At 38.7% G+C, this 17,890-nt stretch carries 11 protein-coding genes; 9 read left to right on the top strand and 2 right to left on the bottom strand.

Going from position 1 to position 17,890, the window contains the following annotated elements:
* Positions 1 to 417: 417 nt before the first annotated feature.
* The gene (gene wecB, locus HC179_RS18660) at positions 418 to 1,560 is read left to right on the top strand and encodes a non-hydrolyzing UDP-N-acetylglucosamine 2-epimerase (RefSeq protein ID WP_168865709.1); all 1,143 of its coding nucleotides are present in this window, start codon (positions 418 to 420) and stop codon (positions 1,558 to 1,560) included.
* Positions 1,561 to 1,612: 52 nt separating this feature from the next.
* Here wecB and murJ read toward each other — a convergent pair whose 3' ends face one another.
* Positions 1,613 to 3,151 carry a murein biosynthesis integral membrane protein MurJ gene (gene murJ, locus HC179_RS18655; protein WP_168865708.1) on the bottom strand — a complete coding sequence of 513 codons (1,539 nt, stop codon included), beginning with the start codon at positions 3,149 to 3,151 and terminating at the stop codon, positions 1,613 to 1,615.
* Positions 3,152 to 3,312: 161 nt separating this feature from the next.
* Here murJ and HC179_RS18650 point away from each other — a divergent pair, with 161 nt between their 5' ends.
* From HC179_RS18650 to HC179_RS18630, 5 genes are all read left to right on the top strand, one after another.
* On the top strand, positions 3,313 to 4,341 hold the full coding sequence (locus HC179_RS18650; protein ID WP_240948584.1) for a GNAT family N-acetyltransferase: 1,029 nt from the start codon (positions 3,313 to 3,315) through the stop codon (positions 4,339 to 4,341).
* Positions 4,342 to 4,360: 19 nt separating this feature from the next.
* Positions 4,361 to 5,248: a PIG-L deacetylase family protein gene (locus HC179_RS18645; protein ID WP_168865707.1), complete on the top strand. Its 888-nt coding sequence runs from the start codon at positions 4,361 to 4,363 to the stop codon at positions 5,246 to 5,248.
* A 141-nt stretch (positions 5,249 to 5,389) separates the two neighbouring features.
* Positions 5,390 to 8,341, top strand: coding sequence for a M14 family metallocarboxypeptidase (locus tag HC179_RS18640; protein WP_168865706.1), 2,952 nt, complete (start codon positions 5,390 to 5,392; stop codon positions 8,339 to 8,341).
* A 173-nt stretch (positions 8,342 to 8,514) separates the two neighbouring features.
* Entirely contained in the window at positions 8,515 to 11,634 is a 3,120-nt protein-coding gene (locus HC179_RS18635) for a glucosaminidase domain-containing protein (protein WP_168865705.1), read from the top strand.
* A gap of 104 nt (positions 11,635 to 11,738) precedes the next feature.
* Positions 11,739 to 12,464 (top strand): WecB/TagA/CpsF family glycosyltransferase, encoded by a 726-nt coding sequence (locus tag HC179_RS18630; protein ID WP_346775160.1) that lies wholly within the window; start codon positions 11,739 to 11,741, stop codon positions 12,462 to 12,464.
* Positions 12,465 to 12,533: 69 nt separating this feature from the next.
* On the opposite strand, the gene HC179_RS18625 is transcribed toward HC179_RS18630, so the two are convergent.
* The gene (locus HC179_RS18625) at positions 12,534 to 13,796 is read right to left on the bottom strand and encodes a nucleotide sugar dehydrogenase (protein ID WP_205825388.1); all 1,263 of its coding nucleotides are present in this window, start codon (positions 13,794 to 13,796) and stop codon (positions 12,534 to 12,536) included.
* A gap of 155 nt (positions 13,797 to 13,951) precedes the next feature.
* On the opposite strand from HC179_RS18625, the gene HC179_RS18620 reads away from it, so the two are divergent.
* The 3 genes from HC179_RS18620 to HC179_RS18610 are packed head-to-tail and all read left to right on the top strand — an operon-like array spanning position 13,952 to position 17,819.
* Complete coding sequence (locus tag HC179_RS18620; protein WP_168865704.1) at positions 13,952 to 15,010, top strand: glycosyltransferase family 4 protein; 1,059 nt, start codon at positions 13,952 to 13,954, stop codon at positions 15,008 to 15,010.
* Between the two features lie 18 nt (positions 15,011 to 15,028).
* Positions 15,029 to 16,456, top strand: coding sequence for an O-antigen ligase family protein (locus HC179_RS18615; RefSeq protein WP_168865703.1), 1,428 nt, complete (start codon positions 15,029 to 15,031; stop codon positions 16,454 to 16,456).
* 25 nt (positions 16,457 to 16,481) lie between these two features.
* Positions 16,482 to 17,819, top strand: coding sequence for a phenylacetate--CoA ligase family protein (locus HC179_RS18610; RefSeq protein WP_168865702.1), 1,338 nt, complete (start codon positions 16,482 to 16,484; stop codon positions 17,817 to 17,819).
* The last annotated feature ends 71 nt before the right edge of the window (positions 17,820 to 17,890 follow it).

Raw genomic sequence — 17,890 nt, 5'->3', positions numbered from 1 at the left:
TACCTGGACGGTCTTTTTATATAGGCTCTGTTAAAACATCCTGTTGATATTTGCAACAACCTAGCTGTAGATTGGAGCAATAGGCGAAGCCTCCTGCCGAGGAGGCTCAAGGTCGCCCCGCGGAAAGCGAAGCCATTTGCGGAAATCAACAGCGGTGCCTATACAACATCAATATTAAGAAGTTTTTCAGTGGCTTCCGCTTTTATGAGGAAGGCTCCCCAAACGCCCCTAGGAAAACGAAGCCATTTACGGAAGTCAAAAGTGGTGTTTAACAAAACCTTTATATAAAACAACCAATGTTCTGTTTAGGTCTTCAACTGCAATAATTAATTGTGCCTAGGAGCTCACTATGGTAAGGTAAAGTGGATGTAAATTCATTTAATATGACACCAAATTGATAACTGAAAGGTGAATACAATGAATAAAAAATTGAAAGTCATGACAATCTTTGGAACAAGGCCTGAAGCGATTAAAATGGCCCCATTAGTACTCGAACTTAACAAATATCCTGAACAAATAGAATCAATTGTGACAGTTACTGCACAGCATAGAGAGATGCTTGACCAGGTGCTCGACCTTTTTGACATAAAACCTGATTTTGATCTGAACATCATGAAAGACCGCCAAACATTGACTGGTGTGACAGTCCGTGCATTGGAAGGGCTGGAGTCAATTATGAAGGAAGTAAATCCTGATCTTGTTCTGGTTCACGGTGACACTACTACAACCTTTGTTGCAAGCCTTGCCGCTTTCTACAATCAAACGGCTGTTGGTCACGTAGAAGCTGGGCTACGAACTTGGAACAAGTACTCTCCTTATCCGGAAGAAGTAAATCGTCAAGTGACTGGTGTAATTGCAGATTTACATTTTGCGCCAACAGAAAAGTCGGCCACAAATCTTCTTAATGAAAACAAAAAGGAAGAAGCAATTTTTATTACCGGTAATACGGCCATTGATGCCCTGAACACAACGGTATCGGAAGATTATACTCATGAGGTACTAGATAAACTGGGTGAAGATCGAATGATTTTGTTGACGGCACATCGCAGGGAAAATGTCGGGGAACCAATGAGAAACATGTTCCGTGCCATTAAACGCCTGGTCAACGAGCATGCTGATGTACAAGTTGTGTATCCGGTTCATCTAAATCCTGCTGTTCGTGATATAGCTAACGAAATTATTGGAAACGATCCAAAGATTCATTTGATTGAGCCTTTAGGTGTTTATGATTTCCATAACTTTGCTTCTAGGGCTCATATCATCTTGACAGATTCCGGTGGAGTCCAGGAGGAGGCGCCATCACTGGGGGTTCCTGTCTTGGTGCTAAGAGATACAACGGAGCGTCCCGAAGGAATTGAGGCAGGAACATTGAAGCTTGCAGGTACAGACGAGGAGACCATCTATAATCTATCTTATCAGTTGCTTAATGATAAAACTGCTTATGAAGAGATGGCAAAAGCATCTAATCCTTATGGAGACGGACAGGCTTCCAGAAGAATTGTTGAAGCTATCCTATATCATTTCGAGCAAGGAAAAAAACCTGAGTCATTTAAAGCATAGAATAAGAAAACACCAATCCCCTTTACAATAATGGATTGGTGTTTCTTTTTGGTTATTTCGGTGTAGTTTCTTTCTTTTTTCTTTTCTTACGCAAGACTTCAAGCATCTTGTTGAACCCTTCTTTATAGAAAAGGAAAAGTCCCATCACATATGCTATGGCGCCAACCGGTACAATTATAATCAGCTGATACAAAGAATAGATTTCTTTGATTGGTGTGAACCATTGAAGCAACAAAATCGGCACTGCCATGAAGGCGGTAGGTATTGCTACTTTTACAAACAAAGTAACCAATCGAAGCAGTTCAGACTTTGGATAATTCTTGTACAAGGCGGTTGTCAGGAATACAAGGTAAAAAAATGAAACAACTGAACTGGACAATGCAAGCCCGGGATAACCGAATGGAATCAAGAATAAGTAGTTGAATAATGCATTGAAAAAGATGGTTGTGGAACTGATCATCAGCAGTTTCTTAGTCTGACCGATTGCATACATTCCTTTTACTGGTATCAGCAATAATCCTTGGGTGACAATTAATGGTATATACATATTTAAAGCAACAACGGTGTTCTGCGTGTCCTCTGCAGAGAATGCTCCCCTCTCATATATGAACGAAATAGCAGCTTCTCCTACTAACCAGATTCCGATTGCGATTGGTAGCAGGACTAAAAGGCCAAGTTGATAGCCGAGATACAAAGTGTTTTTAAATTTCTCTTTCTGGTCGGCCTGTTCAGCCAATAAAGTAAAAACAATGGCCACAATCGTGGTTTGGAAAATTGCACTAGGTATACTCATGAGCAAGGAAGAGTTGTTTAAGTAAGTTACGGCACCACTTACAGTTCCAGATGCAAACAGCTTATTTACGAAAACGTTGATATGACCAACAGAAGAGTGTAGAAGAGCTGGTACCAACAGGATTGTGAATGTTTTTAGGAATACACGTTCCACTTTTAATGTAGGCTTCCAGCGATAGCCGTATTTATATAGATAATAAATTTGCAACAATAAACCTATGAATAGACCAAAGATGAACCCGTATGCAATGCTGTAAATTCCCCATACATCGGCAAACAGTAAAATGAAGACCGTCGCCATCAATGTGCCTAAGATATTAACAATCTGGTTTGGAACAAAGCTCCGCACTGCTTGCAAATATGATTCCAATACGCTGGTCAATCCAATTAACAGCATGAAAAGGAAGAAAACCTTTGTCATTTCAATCGTCACTTCTTCTGTAACAGGACTCATCGAACCGAATACGATTGGGACGAAAAAGGGCGTTAATAAATAACAGACACCAGAAATGGCGATAAGTAACAGTATCGTATAATTAAGTAGACTGTTGGCGTTTTGTTCGGCCAACTGTTCATTTTCTTTCCTACTTTGGACGTATTGAGGAAGGAAAACGGAATTAAATCCATTTTTTATTAGTGTTTTTATTAAGGTAACAAAGGTAAAAGCGAGCAGGAAACCGTCTGTATAATCATTTGCACCGAATTCCTGCGCAATCATACCTTCTCGGATAAATCCTATGAATTTTAATACTAATGCCAATAATGTAATCCATATGGCGGTTTTCTTCAGTTTAGACATCTGGGTACCTCTTTTATAAAAGTATTGATTCTGCTATTGAATATACTAGCATTATTCAATTAAAATAGAAATCATTTTGTAGGGTTTAGAAGTCAGGTTTAGTATATGTAGATTTTTTTGATATACTTAGCCTGAAAGAAGTAATTTTGGAGATGAAAAGGATGAAAACCTTGAATATAAGAAGATATAAAGAAACTGATTTACCACAAATTCAGAGCTTGTTTCAAAAAGTGTTTAAGCATAAACGATCAGACAGGGTATGGCAATGGAAATTCGTTGATACGCCAGAAGAGTTAAACCCGTGGATCCTTGTTTGTGAAGAAGAAGGGAATATTATCGGCCATATCAGCTTATGGGTCCATGAAGCTTACATAGGTGGTGTGAAAAATAAAATCGGTCTGCGTGTAGATACGATGGTTGACCCGGATGCAAGAGGGAAAGGTGTCTACCAAAAACTCAATGCTCGCCTTTTGATAGAGGCTAAGAAAGATGGAATTGTCTTTTTGTATGGTTTCCCTGCACCAAAAGCGAAGGAACTTTTCATTAAATACACAGATGCAGCCCATCTATTAAATGTACCAAGGTATGTTCGGATCCAGAAGCCCATCGCCCTCTTAGCATCCAAAATAAGACCTTTGGCCATTGCAAAGCCATTGGATAATATATTTGCCGCTGTCAGGACGAAAAAACACCAAGGTAAATTTGAATCAAAAGTCATTTCCCTCTGTGATGAAGGGTTTGATGAACTTGCACAAAGGTGCAGCTCGCTGTCCACGGCACTGCTTGTCAGAAAAGCGGATTATTTAAACTGGAGGTATTTGAAGCATCCGGAGAAAGAATACCGAATTCTAGGTATCTATGATGCAAACGAGCTTAAAGGGTACGTAGTTACCACGAAAACAAAGAAAAATAATATCGTGAGCGGTTTGATAGTGGACTGGTTGGCAGAAGCTAAGACGGAGTATTGGCAAGAGTTACTTGGCCTGGCATTGATGGAATTGAAGGATGCAGATATCATCCAAACATGGACAATGCCTGCCACCATTAGTGAAGAGGTTCTGAAACAGGGAGGGCTTATCCATAAGGACAGCCCAATGCCCCTTGTTGGAAAAGAGCTCAGTGAGGAAACCATTAAGCTTAGAAAATATGAGAACTGGTATATCACACCTGGGGATGTAGATTCATTTTGAGTTAGGAGAGAATAGGAACATGAAAAGAAAGCTGTTGAAACTTGCAAATCCGTTCATTTCAATTTTAAATAAAGGCATATTGACTAACTACTTTAAGGACAACAGAGAGGTTCAGCCTTTGCCAGAAAGCAGGGTGCTCTATCTTGCTCCGCATGTGGACGATGAAACGATTGGGGCAGGAGGAACCTTGCTCAAATATGCAGAGCAAGGCTGTGAAACACATGTCATATTCCTGACAGACGGTTCTGGTAGCCATACAAAGGGGGATGTGGAACTGCTGGTTAAAAAGAGGAAGGAAGAAGCGGCAAAAGCGCAGGAATTTCTTCATCTGACAAGCATCCAGTTTTATGATGAAAAGGACCGGGGACTGAAAAGTACACCGGATTTGCAGATGCGCCTTAAAACAACCATTGAAGAAATCCGGCCACATGTCATCTACATTCCGGTATTTGTAGATTGCCATCCAGATCATGTTATGACCGGTAAACTTTTACGAGATACGTTGGAGCTACTGGATCAGAGTGTTAGGGAAGAGTTGAAAGTGCGATTATATGAAATCAATACACTTATCCCGAAAGAGGAAATCAACTTCATTGTAGATATCACCAGTCAGATGGAACGAAAGGAACAGGCGGTGAATATTTTCCAATCCCAAACTATTGATTTTGACGGATTCATTGAATTGTCCCTTCTAAAGAGTGTCATGGTGAAGGACCCATCAGTCCGTGCGGTCGAAACATTCTTGGATTTGACACCTTCGAATTTCATAAAAAGATATGATGAGATTGACGGTAAATATGTGTACAGCAACCACTTTAAGCAAGTGAACAAGAGCGAGACCTTGTTATACGCAATTTATAAGAACCTGAAAATGAAAAAGGACATTTATAGAGAAAGTAGTTCGTAAGATAAGGAGCATGTTTAGGGAAAATGTTTTGCCTTAAACATGTTCTTTTTATTTTTTGAATTCAAAGTATTCCAATCTACAACCAACTGTTCTAAAATGGAAAAGTGAAAAAATTCTGAAGGAGGAATTAATTAAAAGATAATGAAAAAAATTCTGGTAAGTTTGTTATCAATTTTAATAGTTTTTACCAGCTTTTCACCTTATTTGGTAACAGCCGAGGGGGAGAAGCAGGAGCAAGAGAGCATAACTCGTATTCAATTGCTATCTGAAGTTGAAGTGTTCGCGGAAGACGGGGATGTTCCTATCGGGGCCATTTCTGAAGAGGCAGTTATATATGCCCTTATTATCGGTGATGATCAGTTGAAGATTCAGTGGGGTGATGGAGAGGCTATCATCCATTCTTCTGATTACGAAGTACTTAACAATCCGGAAGATTTGATCGATGAACCAATCGAATTCCTCCCCAACGATGAAGTGGACCTGTCTTCAGATGGTTACATATACGCTTTACACGGGTTGGAAGGCGAGGAAAAACCGGCCCATATTGCAACCATCCTTGCAGAAAGTAACTACCCGGTTATGATTAAAGAAGATATAACCTATGTGATGGTGGGTGGCGTTATCGGCGAATTGAGCATGAATCCTCCTGAAGACCCTGGAAGCAAAGGGGAAGAGTCAGCCACAGAATCTGATCAGGAAGATGTGGAAACAGATTCGGAACAAGAGGAAGCAGAAGAAACTCCAAAAGAAGAACTGACACCGGCTGACAGCGATGGGGAGAAACAACCCGATCTAACAGTGGATAACACGGACAAAGGTAAATTGGATGAAGAAACAGTTGAAGATACCTCTTCTTCGAACCAAGTACTGGATGTCGGCCTTGTAAAAGAGTTCAGCTCAACAGATAAGTATTTTAAAGCCGTACAGGCAAATGTACATATCTACCAAAATATTGATGGGAAATTAGTGGCAGTGGGATATGTGTTCCAAGGCCAAGAATATGAAAGAATCAGAGATTATGGCAGCTGGCATGAAGTGAAGTTTGGTAATGGGAAGGGCTATGTCTGGAAAGCTGCCACCGAACCTTCTGATGGTACGTCCATTCAGAACAAAAGCAGTAAAGTAAGTAGCAGTAAAACCATAACGATGACACAGAATCTTCAAGTCTATGATAACTCCCAAGGTCCATTGGTGCCGTTCGCAAGCATTCAAAAAGGAGCGACGATTAACATTGTCCGCAAAATGGGCAGCTGGTATGAAGTGAATTTCTCTGGAAGGGAAGGATATATCTACCATACTGGGGTAAGGGAATCCTTTGTGGCAAGTGATAAATACTTCAAGGTTATGCAAGATAATGTCCATGTCTATCAAAATGTGAACGGAAAGCTGGTAACACGGGGGTATTTGGAAAAAGACCAGGAATATGAGCGTGTCCGTGACTATGGAAGCTGGCATGAAATTAGAATCGGAAACAGTTTGGCATATGTATGGAAAGAAGCGACAAATCCTTCCACTGGTTCTTCCATTAATAATAAAAGCACAAGAGAAAACAGTAGCCAAACAATAAGAATAATCCAGAATCTGCAAGTCTATGATAATTCTGCTGGTCCATTGGTACCGTTCGGTAGAATAGATGCAGGACAGAATATCCATATCGTTCGTAAAATGGGTAGTTGGTATGAAATTAACTATGCAGGTAGATTCGGGTATATCTATTATACTGGTGTGCAAGTGGATTTTTCAGCTTCAGATAAGTACTTCCAACCAACCCAAGATAATGTACTTGTTAATATGAAAGTGGACGGAAAGTTAACTGGAGTCGGACGTCTTATTAAAGGTCAGGAATACCAAAGAATCAGAGATTATGGAAGCTGGCACGAAATTAAGATGGGGGATGATGTGGGGTATGTATGGAAAGAAGCTACCATCCCTTCTAGCGGCTCCTCCATCAGTCAATCTCTTCAAACAAAACAAGATACGAGAGTAAAAGTCCAAATCACAGGACCATTGACTGTATATGATAACAGTTCTGGAAAGCTCGTTTCTTTTGGTACGTTCTCTCAACCGGTGTCCATTTCGGTAGTGTCGGATTATGGCAGCTGGTATGAAATTAACTATGCCGGAAGAAAAGGGTTTATTTCCAAAAATTCTGTTGAAATGAAACCTTTCAAACTCGTAAATCCAAGACAAAACTATTCCTATGAACAGATGGTCTCTGATTTACATTCCTTAAAGGTAATGTATCCAGACTTAATTCAATTGATTACCATCGGAAAATCTGTTGATGGAAGAGATATCTATGCTGTCAGATTAGGAAAAGGCCAGACAGAAATTTTGCTTTCTGGATCACAGCATGCTAGAGAGCATATGACAACGAATCTCCTAATGGAAATGTTGGAAACATATACAACATCCATGCATACTGCTACAAGCTTTGCTGGTTTTAATACGAAAAGCGTGCTACAAAATACTAGTATCTGGTTTGTTCCAATGATAAATCCGGATGGAGTGATGTTGGTGCAACAAGGTGCAAAAAGCGCTAAAAACCCCCAACAGGTGCTGTCCATTAATAAAAACAACCCTGACTTCTCAGCGTGGAAAGCGAACATCCGAGGAGTGGACCTGAACAGGCAATATCCGGCGAACTGGAACAGAATAGACAGTCCATCTGCTCCCTCCCATAAAAATTACAAAGGGAAGAGTCCATTATCTGAACCGGAAGCTTTGGCCATGTATAGATTCGTGTTAAGTAGAGATTTCAAAACACTTATGGATTACCATTCCTCAGGTGAGTTGATTTACTGGTATTATGAGCAGTCAGGTGCACAATATGACCGTGATTATAAATTGGCACAGGACATGGCTCGTATTACAGGCTATAATGCAGTAGATCCAAGGCTGACCCCTGGTGACGGAGCATTTTCCGACTGGTTCACCATGCATTACAAGCGACCGGGCTTTACACCGGAAATCTCTCCTTATGTATATGAGAAGCCTGTTCCAATCGGGAACTTTAATACTATATGGTCACAAAATAAATCAATTGGATTATTTTTGGCAGATGAGGCATATAAAAACAGAAACACACGTTAAAATTACTACTTAACCTGTAAAAAACTACCTAGTTTTTTACAGGTTTTTTTATTTGGTTAAATATAAAATAGTTCTGTTAAACTATTAAAATACTTTTAAACAAATTGTATAATAAAGACGATATATGTAAAAGAAAGGAGTTTTTTGTAAAACTATTAAGGGGGAACTTTTTGTTGAGCAAACTAATTAAATATTTTTCTAGTAGTCTTGTAGGTTTATTGTTGTTTACTTCATTAGTAACGCCAACCTTTGCGGAAGCAATAAAGTCAGATTTAATTGATGAGGGCGGTTTTTATATAGAACTGATCCAAGAAGCTTCCTTATTGGATGTGGAAAACCAGAAAAAACTGGTTACTCTTATGGAAGGTGTCGTACTTAAAGTAAACCGTCAAGGTGAAGAACTATTTACTTCCTGGAATGAAGATGAGGTTTTATTGGATGCCCCTGTCTATGAGGAAGTAATGGTGGAAATGGAAGTCGACGAGGAAGAGTATGAGGAAGATACAACAAAGACTGAAAACTTCGGGACACTCCTTACGACATCAGAAGTGGAAATTTATGATTTAGTGGAAGATGATAAGATCTTAGCCACTATCGAGAATGAGGTTCTGATTGATTTCCATGCTCAAACGGAAGAAAGATATCTTGTATTTGTCGGTAACATAGAAGGATACATAGAATCTAAGGACGTAATGGTAGTAAAGGAACTTGAAGAAGAACCACTTCCTGTAAGCGAAGGGGAAGACGAAGCAGTTGAAGAGTCGAAAGAGACAGAAGATACTGCAACGGAAGAAAGCGGAGATGCTGAAGGGAATGTAAATACAGAAACAGAAGGAGAAGAGGTCGAGAAGAACGAAGCTGAAGAAGTGGAGTTTCAAGAGGAGACCCCTTCACAAGAAAACAGCGAGCAACTCGATGCAAACACCTCAAAATCATCCTTAGAGAAAAGCAAAGTGTTGGATGTAAATACGACAGTAGAAGAGGGAAAAACAACTATTACTTCCACTACTTCGAATGTTACTGAAACTAGGGAGTTTGTTGCTACTGATAAATTTTTTGAAGCTAGTGAAAGGCTCTCTGTTTATGACAACAGTTCAGGTAAGCTTGTACATGTCGGATATTTGAATAAGGGTCAAATCTTCCCGAGGGTAAGTGATTACGGGAGCTGGCATAGAATCAAATACGGCAATGGTTCCGGTTTTGTTTGGAAAGCATCGACCGTACCCGCAACACAAGAAAAGATAGACGCTCTTAAGAACTTAAATAATGGTCAGGCAAACAGTGACCGTTTGATTGAAACCATCGATACCATCAGCGTATACGATAACACATCAGGTTCGCTTGTCTCTTTTGCATTCTTATTCAAAGGAATTACATATCCAATAATTGGTGATTACAGCAGCAGTTGGGTGAAAGTCGATGTAGGTGGAAGAATCGGCTATGTGTACAAACCTGCTACTAAAACTCCTTTTGAAACGACGGATAAGTATTTTGAAGTATTAGATAACAATGTTCCTGTTTTTGAAAATGGCCAAAGCGATTCAAAAGTGGTCGGGTATTTGACTAAAGGACAGGTTTTTCCTAGAGTAGACGGACAAAATGGCTACCACCGCATTAAATTTGGGAATGGCTTTGCATTTGTACCAACTGAAAAAACTGCCCCGTCTGATGCATCCAAAATCAAGAATGAGAATAAAAGCCTGGTAAATTCAACACTGCATGTTGTCACAACCTCAGATGTCAGTGTATATGATAACAGCTCAGGTTCCCTTGTCCTTATGGGAACGATGGTAAAGGGAACAAGGTATCCAATTATCTCTCAAACGAAAAGCTGGATCAGGATTGATTTAGGAGGCAGGATAGGGAATATTTATAAGCCTGCCACGAGACAGGAATTTGTAACAACAGATGAGTATTTCCAAGTGATTCAGGATAGAGTCACAGTATATAGTAACAGTACCGGTTCATTACTGCCGGTAGGACATTTAATTAAAGGTCAATCTTATAAAAGAGTCAGTGACTATGGAAGCTGGCACCGAATTAAATACGGGAATGGTTTCGGCTTCGTGTGGAAGGAAGCAACAACCGTTTCCACGAGCAGTGCCGTACCAAACCAGAATCCCGGAAAAGTAAACTCAGATAGAAAATTGAGTGCGATTGACAATGTGACAGTCTATGATAATTCTACAGGAACTCTGGTGCCATTCGGCTCTATCAGATTTGGGGAAAGCTATCCAATCATAAGGGACTTTAGCTCTAATTGGTATGAAGTGGACTTTGCAGGAAGAATTGGCTATATATATAAACCGGCCACGCATGAAGGCCCAATATACAATTACACCCAATATGAACTATCCCTGAATCAATTAATGGATATTCAGTACAAGTTGAATCCACCACCGCAGACAGATCGTAAATATCAACTACATTACTTTACAAGATCAGATGGTCTAGATGTAGTGAACGGTGTTGGAACTGTTAACAAAGCGGAATGGAACGTACGGACCTCATCTGATACATCGTCACGTTCTGTAGGTATTTTGAGGAATGGGAATAAAGTTACCGTTGTAGGACAGGAGTTAGGAAGAGATGGCTATATTTGGTATAAGGTTAACATGCAATGGGTAAATGCTTTACCAGAAGATGCTGCCTATTATATGAATCCAGAAAACTTCGAAAAGGAAAGCAAGTCCTTCTATCAATTCCTTGTTTTATCAAAGCCTGCAGGTGCGAACGCAAAAGAATTGAATGATAAGATCCTCATCAATAAAGGGACATTGACTGGAAAAGGTCAAGCCTTTGTAGATGCGGCGAAACAATACAGCATTAACGAGCTTTACTTAATTTCCCATTCATTCCTTGAGACAGGGCATGGGAAATCAAGTCTTGCAACAGGCATGCTGGTTTCAAAAGTGGATGGAAATCCAGTAACTCCAAAGGTTGTCTACAATATGTACGGTGTAGGGGCAACGGATAGATGTGCTCTTGGAACAGCTCAGGATTGTGGAGCAGAGTTCGCTTATAAGAGTGGATGGTTTACCCCGGAAGAAGCAATAGTTGGAGGGGCAAAGTTTGCAGCGGAAAGATATGTTCATCATCCTCAATATAAGCAGGACACGCTCTTCAAAATGAGATGGAATCCTGGTTATACAGGACAGTATGGAAGAAACCAATATGCGACAGATATGGCATGGGCGGACAAGCAAGTGTATACCCTAACCAACCTTTACGATGTATTGGACACATATGAGAATTTGACATTTGATATTCCTGTTTATGCAGGGTCCAAGTAAGTCAAAAACAACATTACTCTGAAAAGGAGTAATGTTGTTTTTTTTATGAAATTTGATATGATGTTAACTAGCTTCATTCATATTAGTCTAAAGGATGGTTCTGAGTGTCGAATATAGAAAAAATACTAGATGTAAATGTAACAACTCTAAATTATCGCGAGTTGATCACCAGTATAGATGCCCTTATCCAGGAGAATGGACAAGGTAACATCATTGCTGTTAATCCAGAGAAAATAATGGCTCTTCAAAAAGATCCAAAACTGAAGGACCTCATTAATTCAGCTACATATACAATACCAGATGGAATAGGTGTCATTTTGGCATCCAGGCTTAACAAAGGAACAGTAACCGAACGGATTACTGGTGTCGACCTCTTCGTCAAGCTATTGGAATTAGCTGATAAAAAAAGGTATAAGATCTTTCTTTATGGAGCCAAGCCAGAAGTGGTCGCAAAAGCGGTTGAGAATATTAAACGTGATTATCCAAACCTGATTGTCGCAGGATATCGGGATGGATATGTGTCTGACCAACAGGAATTAGTAGAGGAGATTAATGCCTCTGGAGCGCAACTAATGTTTGTTGCTATGGGAAGTCCGAAACAGGAATTCTGGATTGAGGAGAATAAAGGGAAGTTAAGTGTTAACATTTTCCAGGGTGTGGGTGGAAGCTTTGATGTCATCAGCGGTACCGTAAAGCGAGCGCCGGCAGCATTCCGTAATACCGGGACGGAATGGCTATACAGGCTATTGTCACAACCTTCTAGAATACAAAGGCAGATGGCATTACCGAAGTTTCTCCTTAAAGTGCTTGGTACCAGACCCAAGAAGTGAAGTTAGAAAAAAAGCTGCCCCGAAGTGATCTTGATGGACCTTCGAGGCAGCTTTTTTATCTAGAATATATTAAATGGAATAAATGTTATTAAAATTATATAACGTAACATCGGAAGAGATGTCTTTGCAGATGCCCTTTGTATCGAACACCGTTTTGTTTTTCATACCATTTAATGAATCATCCGTCAGCAACGTCTTAAATTCATTATGATCGGAAAGTACAACCACTAAATCAGAATCCGCTACTGCTGATTCCTTGCTTTCCAATGGGAAAGGAGCAATATCATTTGGAACATGCGGATCGTAAATGGACAGAGTGATTCCGGCATCTTTCTGTAACATTTCAATGATTTCAAGTGCTGGACTTTCTCGATAATCATCAATATTCCCTTTATATGTGACACCGAAGATGGAAACTTTAGGATTTTCCACATCTGCGAGAATTTCTTTAATGTTCTTAACCACAAACGCAGGCATCGAGTTATTAATATCACGTGAGGTCTGAATAAGCTTTGCTTCCTCAGGAGCCTTTTCCACAATGAAGTATGGATCTACTGCCAAGCAGTGCCCACCTACCCCAGGTCCAGGTAAGTGCAAGTTAACTCGAGGATGCTTATTTGCAAATTCAATTACATCATATGCATTTATGCCTAACTTCTTAGATATTTTTACTAACTCATTAGCAAGTGCAATGTTTACGTCTCTGAACGTATTCTCCATAAGCTTTGTCATCTCAGCAGTAGTCGCATCCGTAAGAATAATCTCGCCTTTTACAACAGTACGATATACCTCTGCAGCTTTTTCTGTTGCTTCCGGAGTCAGACCGCCGACGATTCGGGTGTTTTCAATCAGTTCCGTTAATATTCTGCCTGGAAGTACTCTTTCCGGACAATGAGCAAGGAATACATCCTCTTCTGACAATCCTACCTTTTCGAAGATAGGAGCTACCACATCAGATATTGTTCTTGGTGGAATGGTGGATTCTACGATGACAATGTCACCTTTTTTCACTAATGGTGCAATGTTTTCACACGCACTTTTTACATAATCTACATTTGCCGTACAATCTTTATGAATCGGCGTTGGAACAGCTACGATATAAGCGTCTGCTTGTTCAGGTACTAATGAAGCTCTAAGTTTTCCTGAATCCACTACTCTTTTTACAAGCTCTGGGAGACCGGGCTCCTCGATATGGATTTCTCCCTTATTAATAGTAGAAATAATCTTTTCACTAACATCTACACCGACGACTTCCATTCCAGCATCAGCAAATATGGCAGATGTAGGTAATCCTATATATCCAAGACCAACGATACAAACTTTGTTTATCATGTAAATCCTCTCTTTCAAATATGCTTTGCAACCATAATTACTAATAGTAGAATTTTTTTTCTCTTTCGTCAATCAATCACCGGAGGTTTACTAAAATTACATAATCCGATATACTTTACAGTGGTAAATTCGATTGTCGAAAAAGGGAGATTAGTATGAAAAAAATTTTAATTGTGTCTAATATGTACCCAAGTGAAAAACACCCTTTTTATGGAATTTTTGTAAAGGAACAAGTAGAAGAATTAAAGAAAAATCATGACATGAATATAGATTTACAAGTGATTACCAATAAAGAGACATCCAAAATACAAAGTATATTTAAATATCTAAGTTTATGGAAACGTGTTTTTCAAACTATTATTAGACAAAAGTTTGACATTATTCATATACATTATATATTTCCTACCGCATTATTCGTACCAATCGCGAAGAAGATCACAAATGCAAAGCTTATAGGTACAATCCACGGAACGAACATTCTGTTTAGTAAGGGACTTAAATATAAAATAGCCAAAAGAATTTTTAATGATTTAGATGAAATAGTAACAGTAAGCGACTTTGTTAAAGAACAACTTATAAAGAATTACCATGTCCAAGCGTCAAAGGTAACTACCAGTAATTGTGGTGTAAATCGAACATTATTCAACCCACAGGACAAGCTGGAAATGAAACAGAGACTAGGTCTTGATACAAAGAAATTCCATGTCCTATATTTAGGTAGGGTCAGCCGAAATAAAGGGATTTTCACCTTTTTGGAACTTATCAAACATTGTAAAGATCCTGAGATTGAATTTATTATCCTTGGTGATGGAGCAGATAAAGAAACTGTTAAATCAGAAATTGCTAACTTTAAGAATGTCAAAATATTTGATGGGAAACCTAAAACAGAAGTACCTGATTGGTTTAATGCTGCGGATTTATTTGTTTTTCCTACAAAGAAAGAAGCCTTTGGGTTGGTTGCTTTAGAAAGTCTGAGCTGCAATACTCCGGTAATCGGTACAGATGTAGGAGGAGTCGGGGAGGTAATTAGACACGGGGAAAACGGCTATCTTGTTAAAGAGGACGATTGGGAATCTATATTAACACATGTACTAAGACTGAAAGATAACCCAGATCTTTACAAGTCCATGGTGGATAAATGTGACATAGACCTTGGTGAAAATGAAATACATGTTCAAGTAAATAAACTAACTAAACTATATAGAAGTTTTTAGTGGTTGATGGGGGAAGCTATGAATAAACAATTTAATGTGTTAAACATAATGAAGAATAGTAATTTGTTTTTACTTTTCATTATACTACAGCCAATTCTAGATGTTCTGACTGCATTCAGCATTTATTACTTTCAAGCAAGTATTACCATAGGCTTATTAGTAAGAATGGGCTTCATGTTAATATCGATCGTTTATATTTTTTTCTTGAATAATAGCAAATATAAGAAGATCATTACCGGTTATTTGATTGTATTTTTAACAATCGTCGGGGTTGGCTTCTTAACGAATTACTTTATAAAGCCTAACTTTAGTTTGTTTTCTGAGTTGCAGTATACAACTAAATCGGTTTATTTTGTCATTATGTTTCTTTCTTACTTACTGGTGTTAACATCTCTAAATTATTCAAGCAAGATGGATAAATTCCAGTCATTCATTGTCTACTCTATGGTTATCGTTGGCGTAGTTCTATTATTTACACAACTTACTGGGACTGGCTTTGATACATATAAGTACAATAAGGCTGGGAATAAAGGATGGTTTTATTCCGGTAACGAATTAAGTGCAATCTTGTCCATCTGCTTCCCTATGGTAGTGTTGTTTGCGGTTAGGAAAACTACTTCCTTAAAAAATTCTTATTTCTGGATTCCTGTATTGGTAGTCGGATTTGCTGCAATTATGGTAGGAACAAAGGTAGGACATCTGGCGATTATACTAGTATGTGCGTTGACACCCATTCTTTTGGCAGTAGAACTACTTGTGAAAAAAATAGGTCGATTGTCTTCATCGATAAATATTAAACTAAACTTGATTATTAGTATAGCCATTGTAATTGCGGTAGCAGTTATTACTCCAATCACACCTGCTTTCACAAACACTTCAGGTCATTACTCGAGTGTTGCGGAAGAGATCGCAGAAGAATCTAGTGAAACGGAAGTAGAAGCAGATTCGGCTACGGAAGATATAGCAGAAGAACCAGAAAAAGAAAAGAAAGAAAACTTTACTGCAAAGCTTTTAGACAATAAGGTACTTTCTGTTTTATTAAGTAGTAGGGATAAATACTTTATCAAATTGAATAATGATTTTATAGAAGCACCTGCTCAACAAAAAATGTTTGGTATGGGCTACGCAGGGAATTGGGAGAAAGCTCCCAAACTAATTGAAATGGACTTTTTTGATCTTTTTTATTCTTTTGGAATCATAGGTTTTACAGCATTCATGTTACCCTTTTTAAGCATCGTGCTAGTATCTATGAAGCAGCTTCTTAGATTGAAGCTACAGCTTATACGTCCTAACGTATTATTCCCGCTTATGTCCATCGCTCTTGCTGTTGGTATAGCCTTTTTAGCTGGACATGTTCTGTATGCACCTGCAGTTAGCATTTACGTATCCGTTATTTTAGCGATAATCCTTGCGCAAATAACGGCAAAGAGTAATCAAACGACTTGAAATGTGAAATGAGGTTCTTTGAATAATGAGTGGAAACCTAAATTACTGGAAGCTAAAATTAGGTGATTTTCTAAGGAAAACGGACGCAGTATCCGAATATAATGATTTAATTCATTCTCAATGGAAAACGAAAGAAGAGTTAAGTGAAGTGCAACGTGAAAAGCTTCAATCATTGATCAATCATGTTGTGAAAAATGTCCCATATTACCAAGAGTACTTTAAAGAACGCCAAATAGATGTAGAAGAATTCGCTTTGTTAGATTTAAAAGAATTGCCACTTATCAACAAAGAGACACTCAACTCGCAAAAGGATGATTTCATTGCAAGGAACCATGAAAGCTACGGCTCGGCTTGGAAGAGTACAGGCGGTTCTTCTGGAAAACCTTTTCGTTTTTTATTAAGCAAAAATGCTCACAGTATTATGTGGGGAAACATTTGGAGGGGTTGGAACGCAGCGGGCTATCAACTAGGTGATAAAGTAGCTGTATTAGCCGGTGACTCTTTACTTGGTGGTTTTGATTTAAAAAGGTACGTTTATTATCAGACAATGAATTGGATACCAATGTCTTCATTCAAAATGGATGAAAGCAGCATGCAAAAATATCTACAACAACTAAAAGACGGGAAAGTACAATTCATGTATGCTTATGCTTCAGCAGCATATGAATTGGCAAGCTACGCTATTAAACATCGTGTTAATGGAGTCAAGCTACAATCTGTCATCACAACTTCAGAAGTATTGCTGCCTCGCTATAGAAAAACAATCGAGGAAGCATTCGATTGTAAAGTCTATGATCAATATGGTGCAAATGATGGAGGCGTGACTTGCTTTGAATGTAACCAACACGCTGGTCTGCACATTGGTTCTGAGCGTTGCATTGTAGAAATCATAGATGAAAATGGCAACACGGTACCTGACGGTGAAGAGGGAAGGATAGTCCTTACAGACTTAGATAATTACGCAATGCCTTTTATTCGTTATGAAGTGGGAGATATAGGAGCGATAACACACGAGGAATGTCAGTGTGGACGAGGCCTTCCAAGACTATTGTATATAAAAGGTAGAGAACGGGATTTCATCATCAATAAGGAAGGTTCCAAAATACACGGAGCTATATTTACCCAATTATTTAAGAATGAAGATAATATTGAACAATTTCAAGTGAAGCAATCCGAAAAAGGTAAAATAGATATATTTGTAAGGCTAATCATGCGGGATAATCCTCCTGAATTTGCGCATTACACGGAGAAGCTCATAGAACAATATAAGTTCGAAAGTGTAAATTTTACTATTTCAGAAAATGATTTTGTGAAAACTAGCGGTGGGAAACATAAGATTGTCATAAATGAAATAGAAAATTAACACAAGAAAAATTTAAATATGATATAAAAGAAAGAGGTTCATTTTTTGAACATCTTCTTTTTTTTTGCTAG

The organism is Bacillus sp. RO1 (genome assembly GCF_012524115.1).
Taxonomy (GTDB): Bacteria; Bacillota; Bacilli; order Bacillales; family Bacillaceae_I; genus Sutcliffiella_A.
This window is presented reverse-complemented; position numbering and strand designations above follow the sequence as displayed.

Excerpts from the sequence above, each read along its gene's own strand:
- wecB (WP_168865709.1), top strand. The coding sequence starts at position 418 with ATGAATAAAAAATTGAAAGTCATGACAATCTTTGGAACAAGGCCTGAA.
- murJ (WP_168865708.1), bottom strand. The coding sequence starts at position 3,151 with ATGTCTAAACTGAAGAAAACCGCCATATGGATTACATTATTGGCATTA.
- HC179_RS18650 (WP_240948584.1), top strand. The coding sequence starts at position 3,313 with ATGAAAACCTTGAATATAAGAAGATATAAAGAAACTGATTTACCACAA.
- HC179_RS18645 (WP_168865707.1), top strand. The coding sequence starts at position 4,361 with ATGAAAAGAAAGCTGTTGAAACTTGCAAATCCGTTCATTTCAATTTTA.
- HC179_RS18640 (WP_168865706.1), top strand. The coding sequence starts at position 5,390 with ATGAAAAAAATTCTGGTAAGTTTGTTATCAATTTTAATAGTTTTTACC.
- HC179_RS18625 (WP_205825388.1), bottom strand. The coding sequence starts at position 13,796 with ATGATAAACAAAGTTTGTATCGTTGGTCTTGGATATATAGGATTACCT.
- HC179_RS18620 (WP_168865704.1), top strand. The coding sequence starts at position 13,952 with ATGAAAAAAATTTTAATTGTGTCTAATATGTACCCAAGTGAAAAACAC.
- HC179_RS18615 (WP_168865703.1), top strand. The coding sequence starts at position 15,029 with ATGAATAAACAATTTAATGTGTTAAACATAATGAAGAATAGTAATTTG.
- HC179_RS18610 (WP_168865702.1), top strand. The coding sequence starts at position 16,482 with ATGAGTGGAAACCTAAATTACTGGAAGCTAAAATTAGGTGATTTTCTA.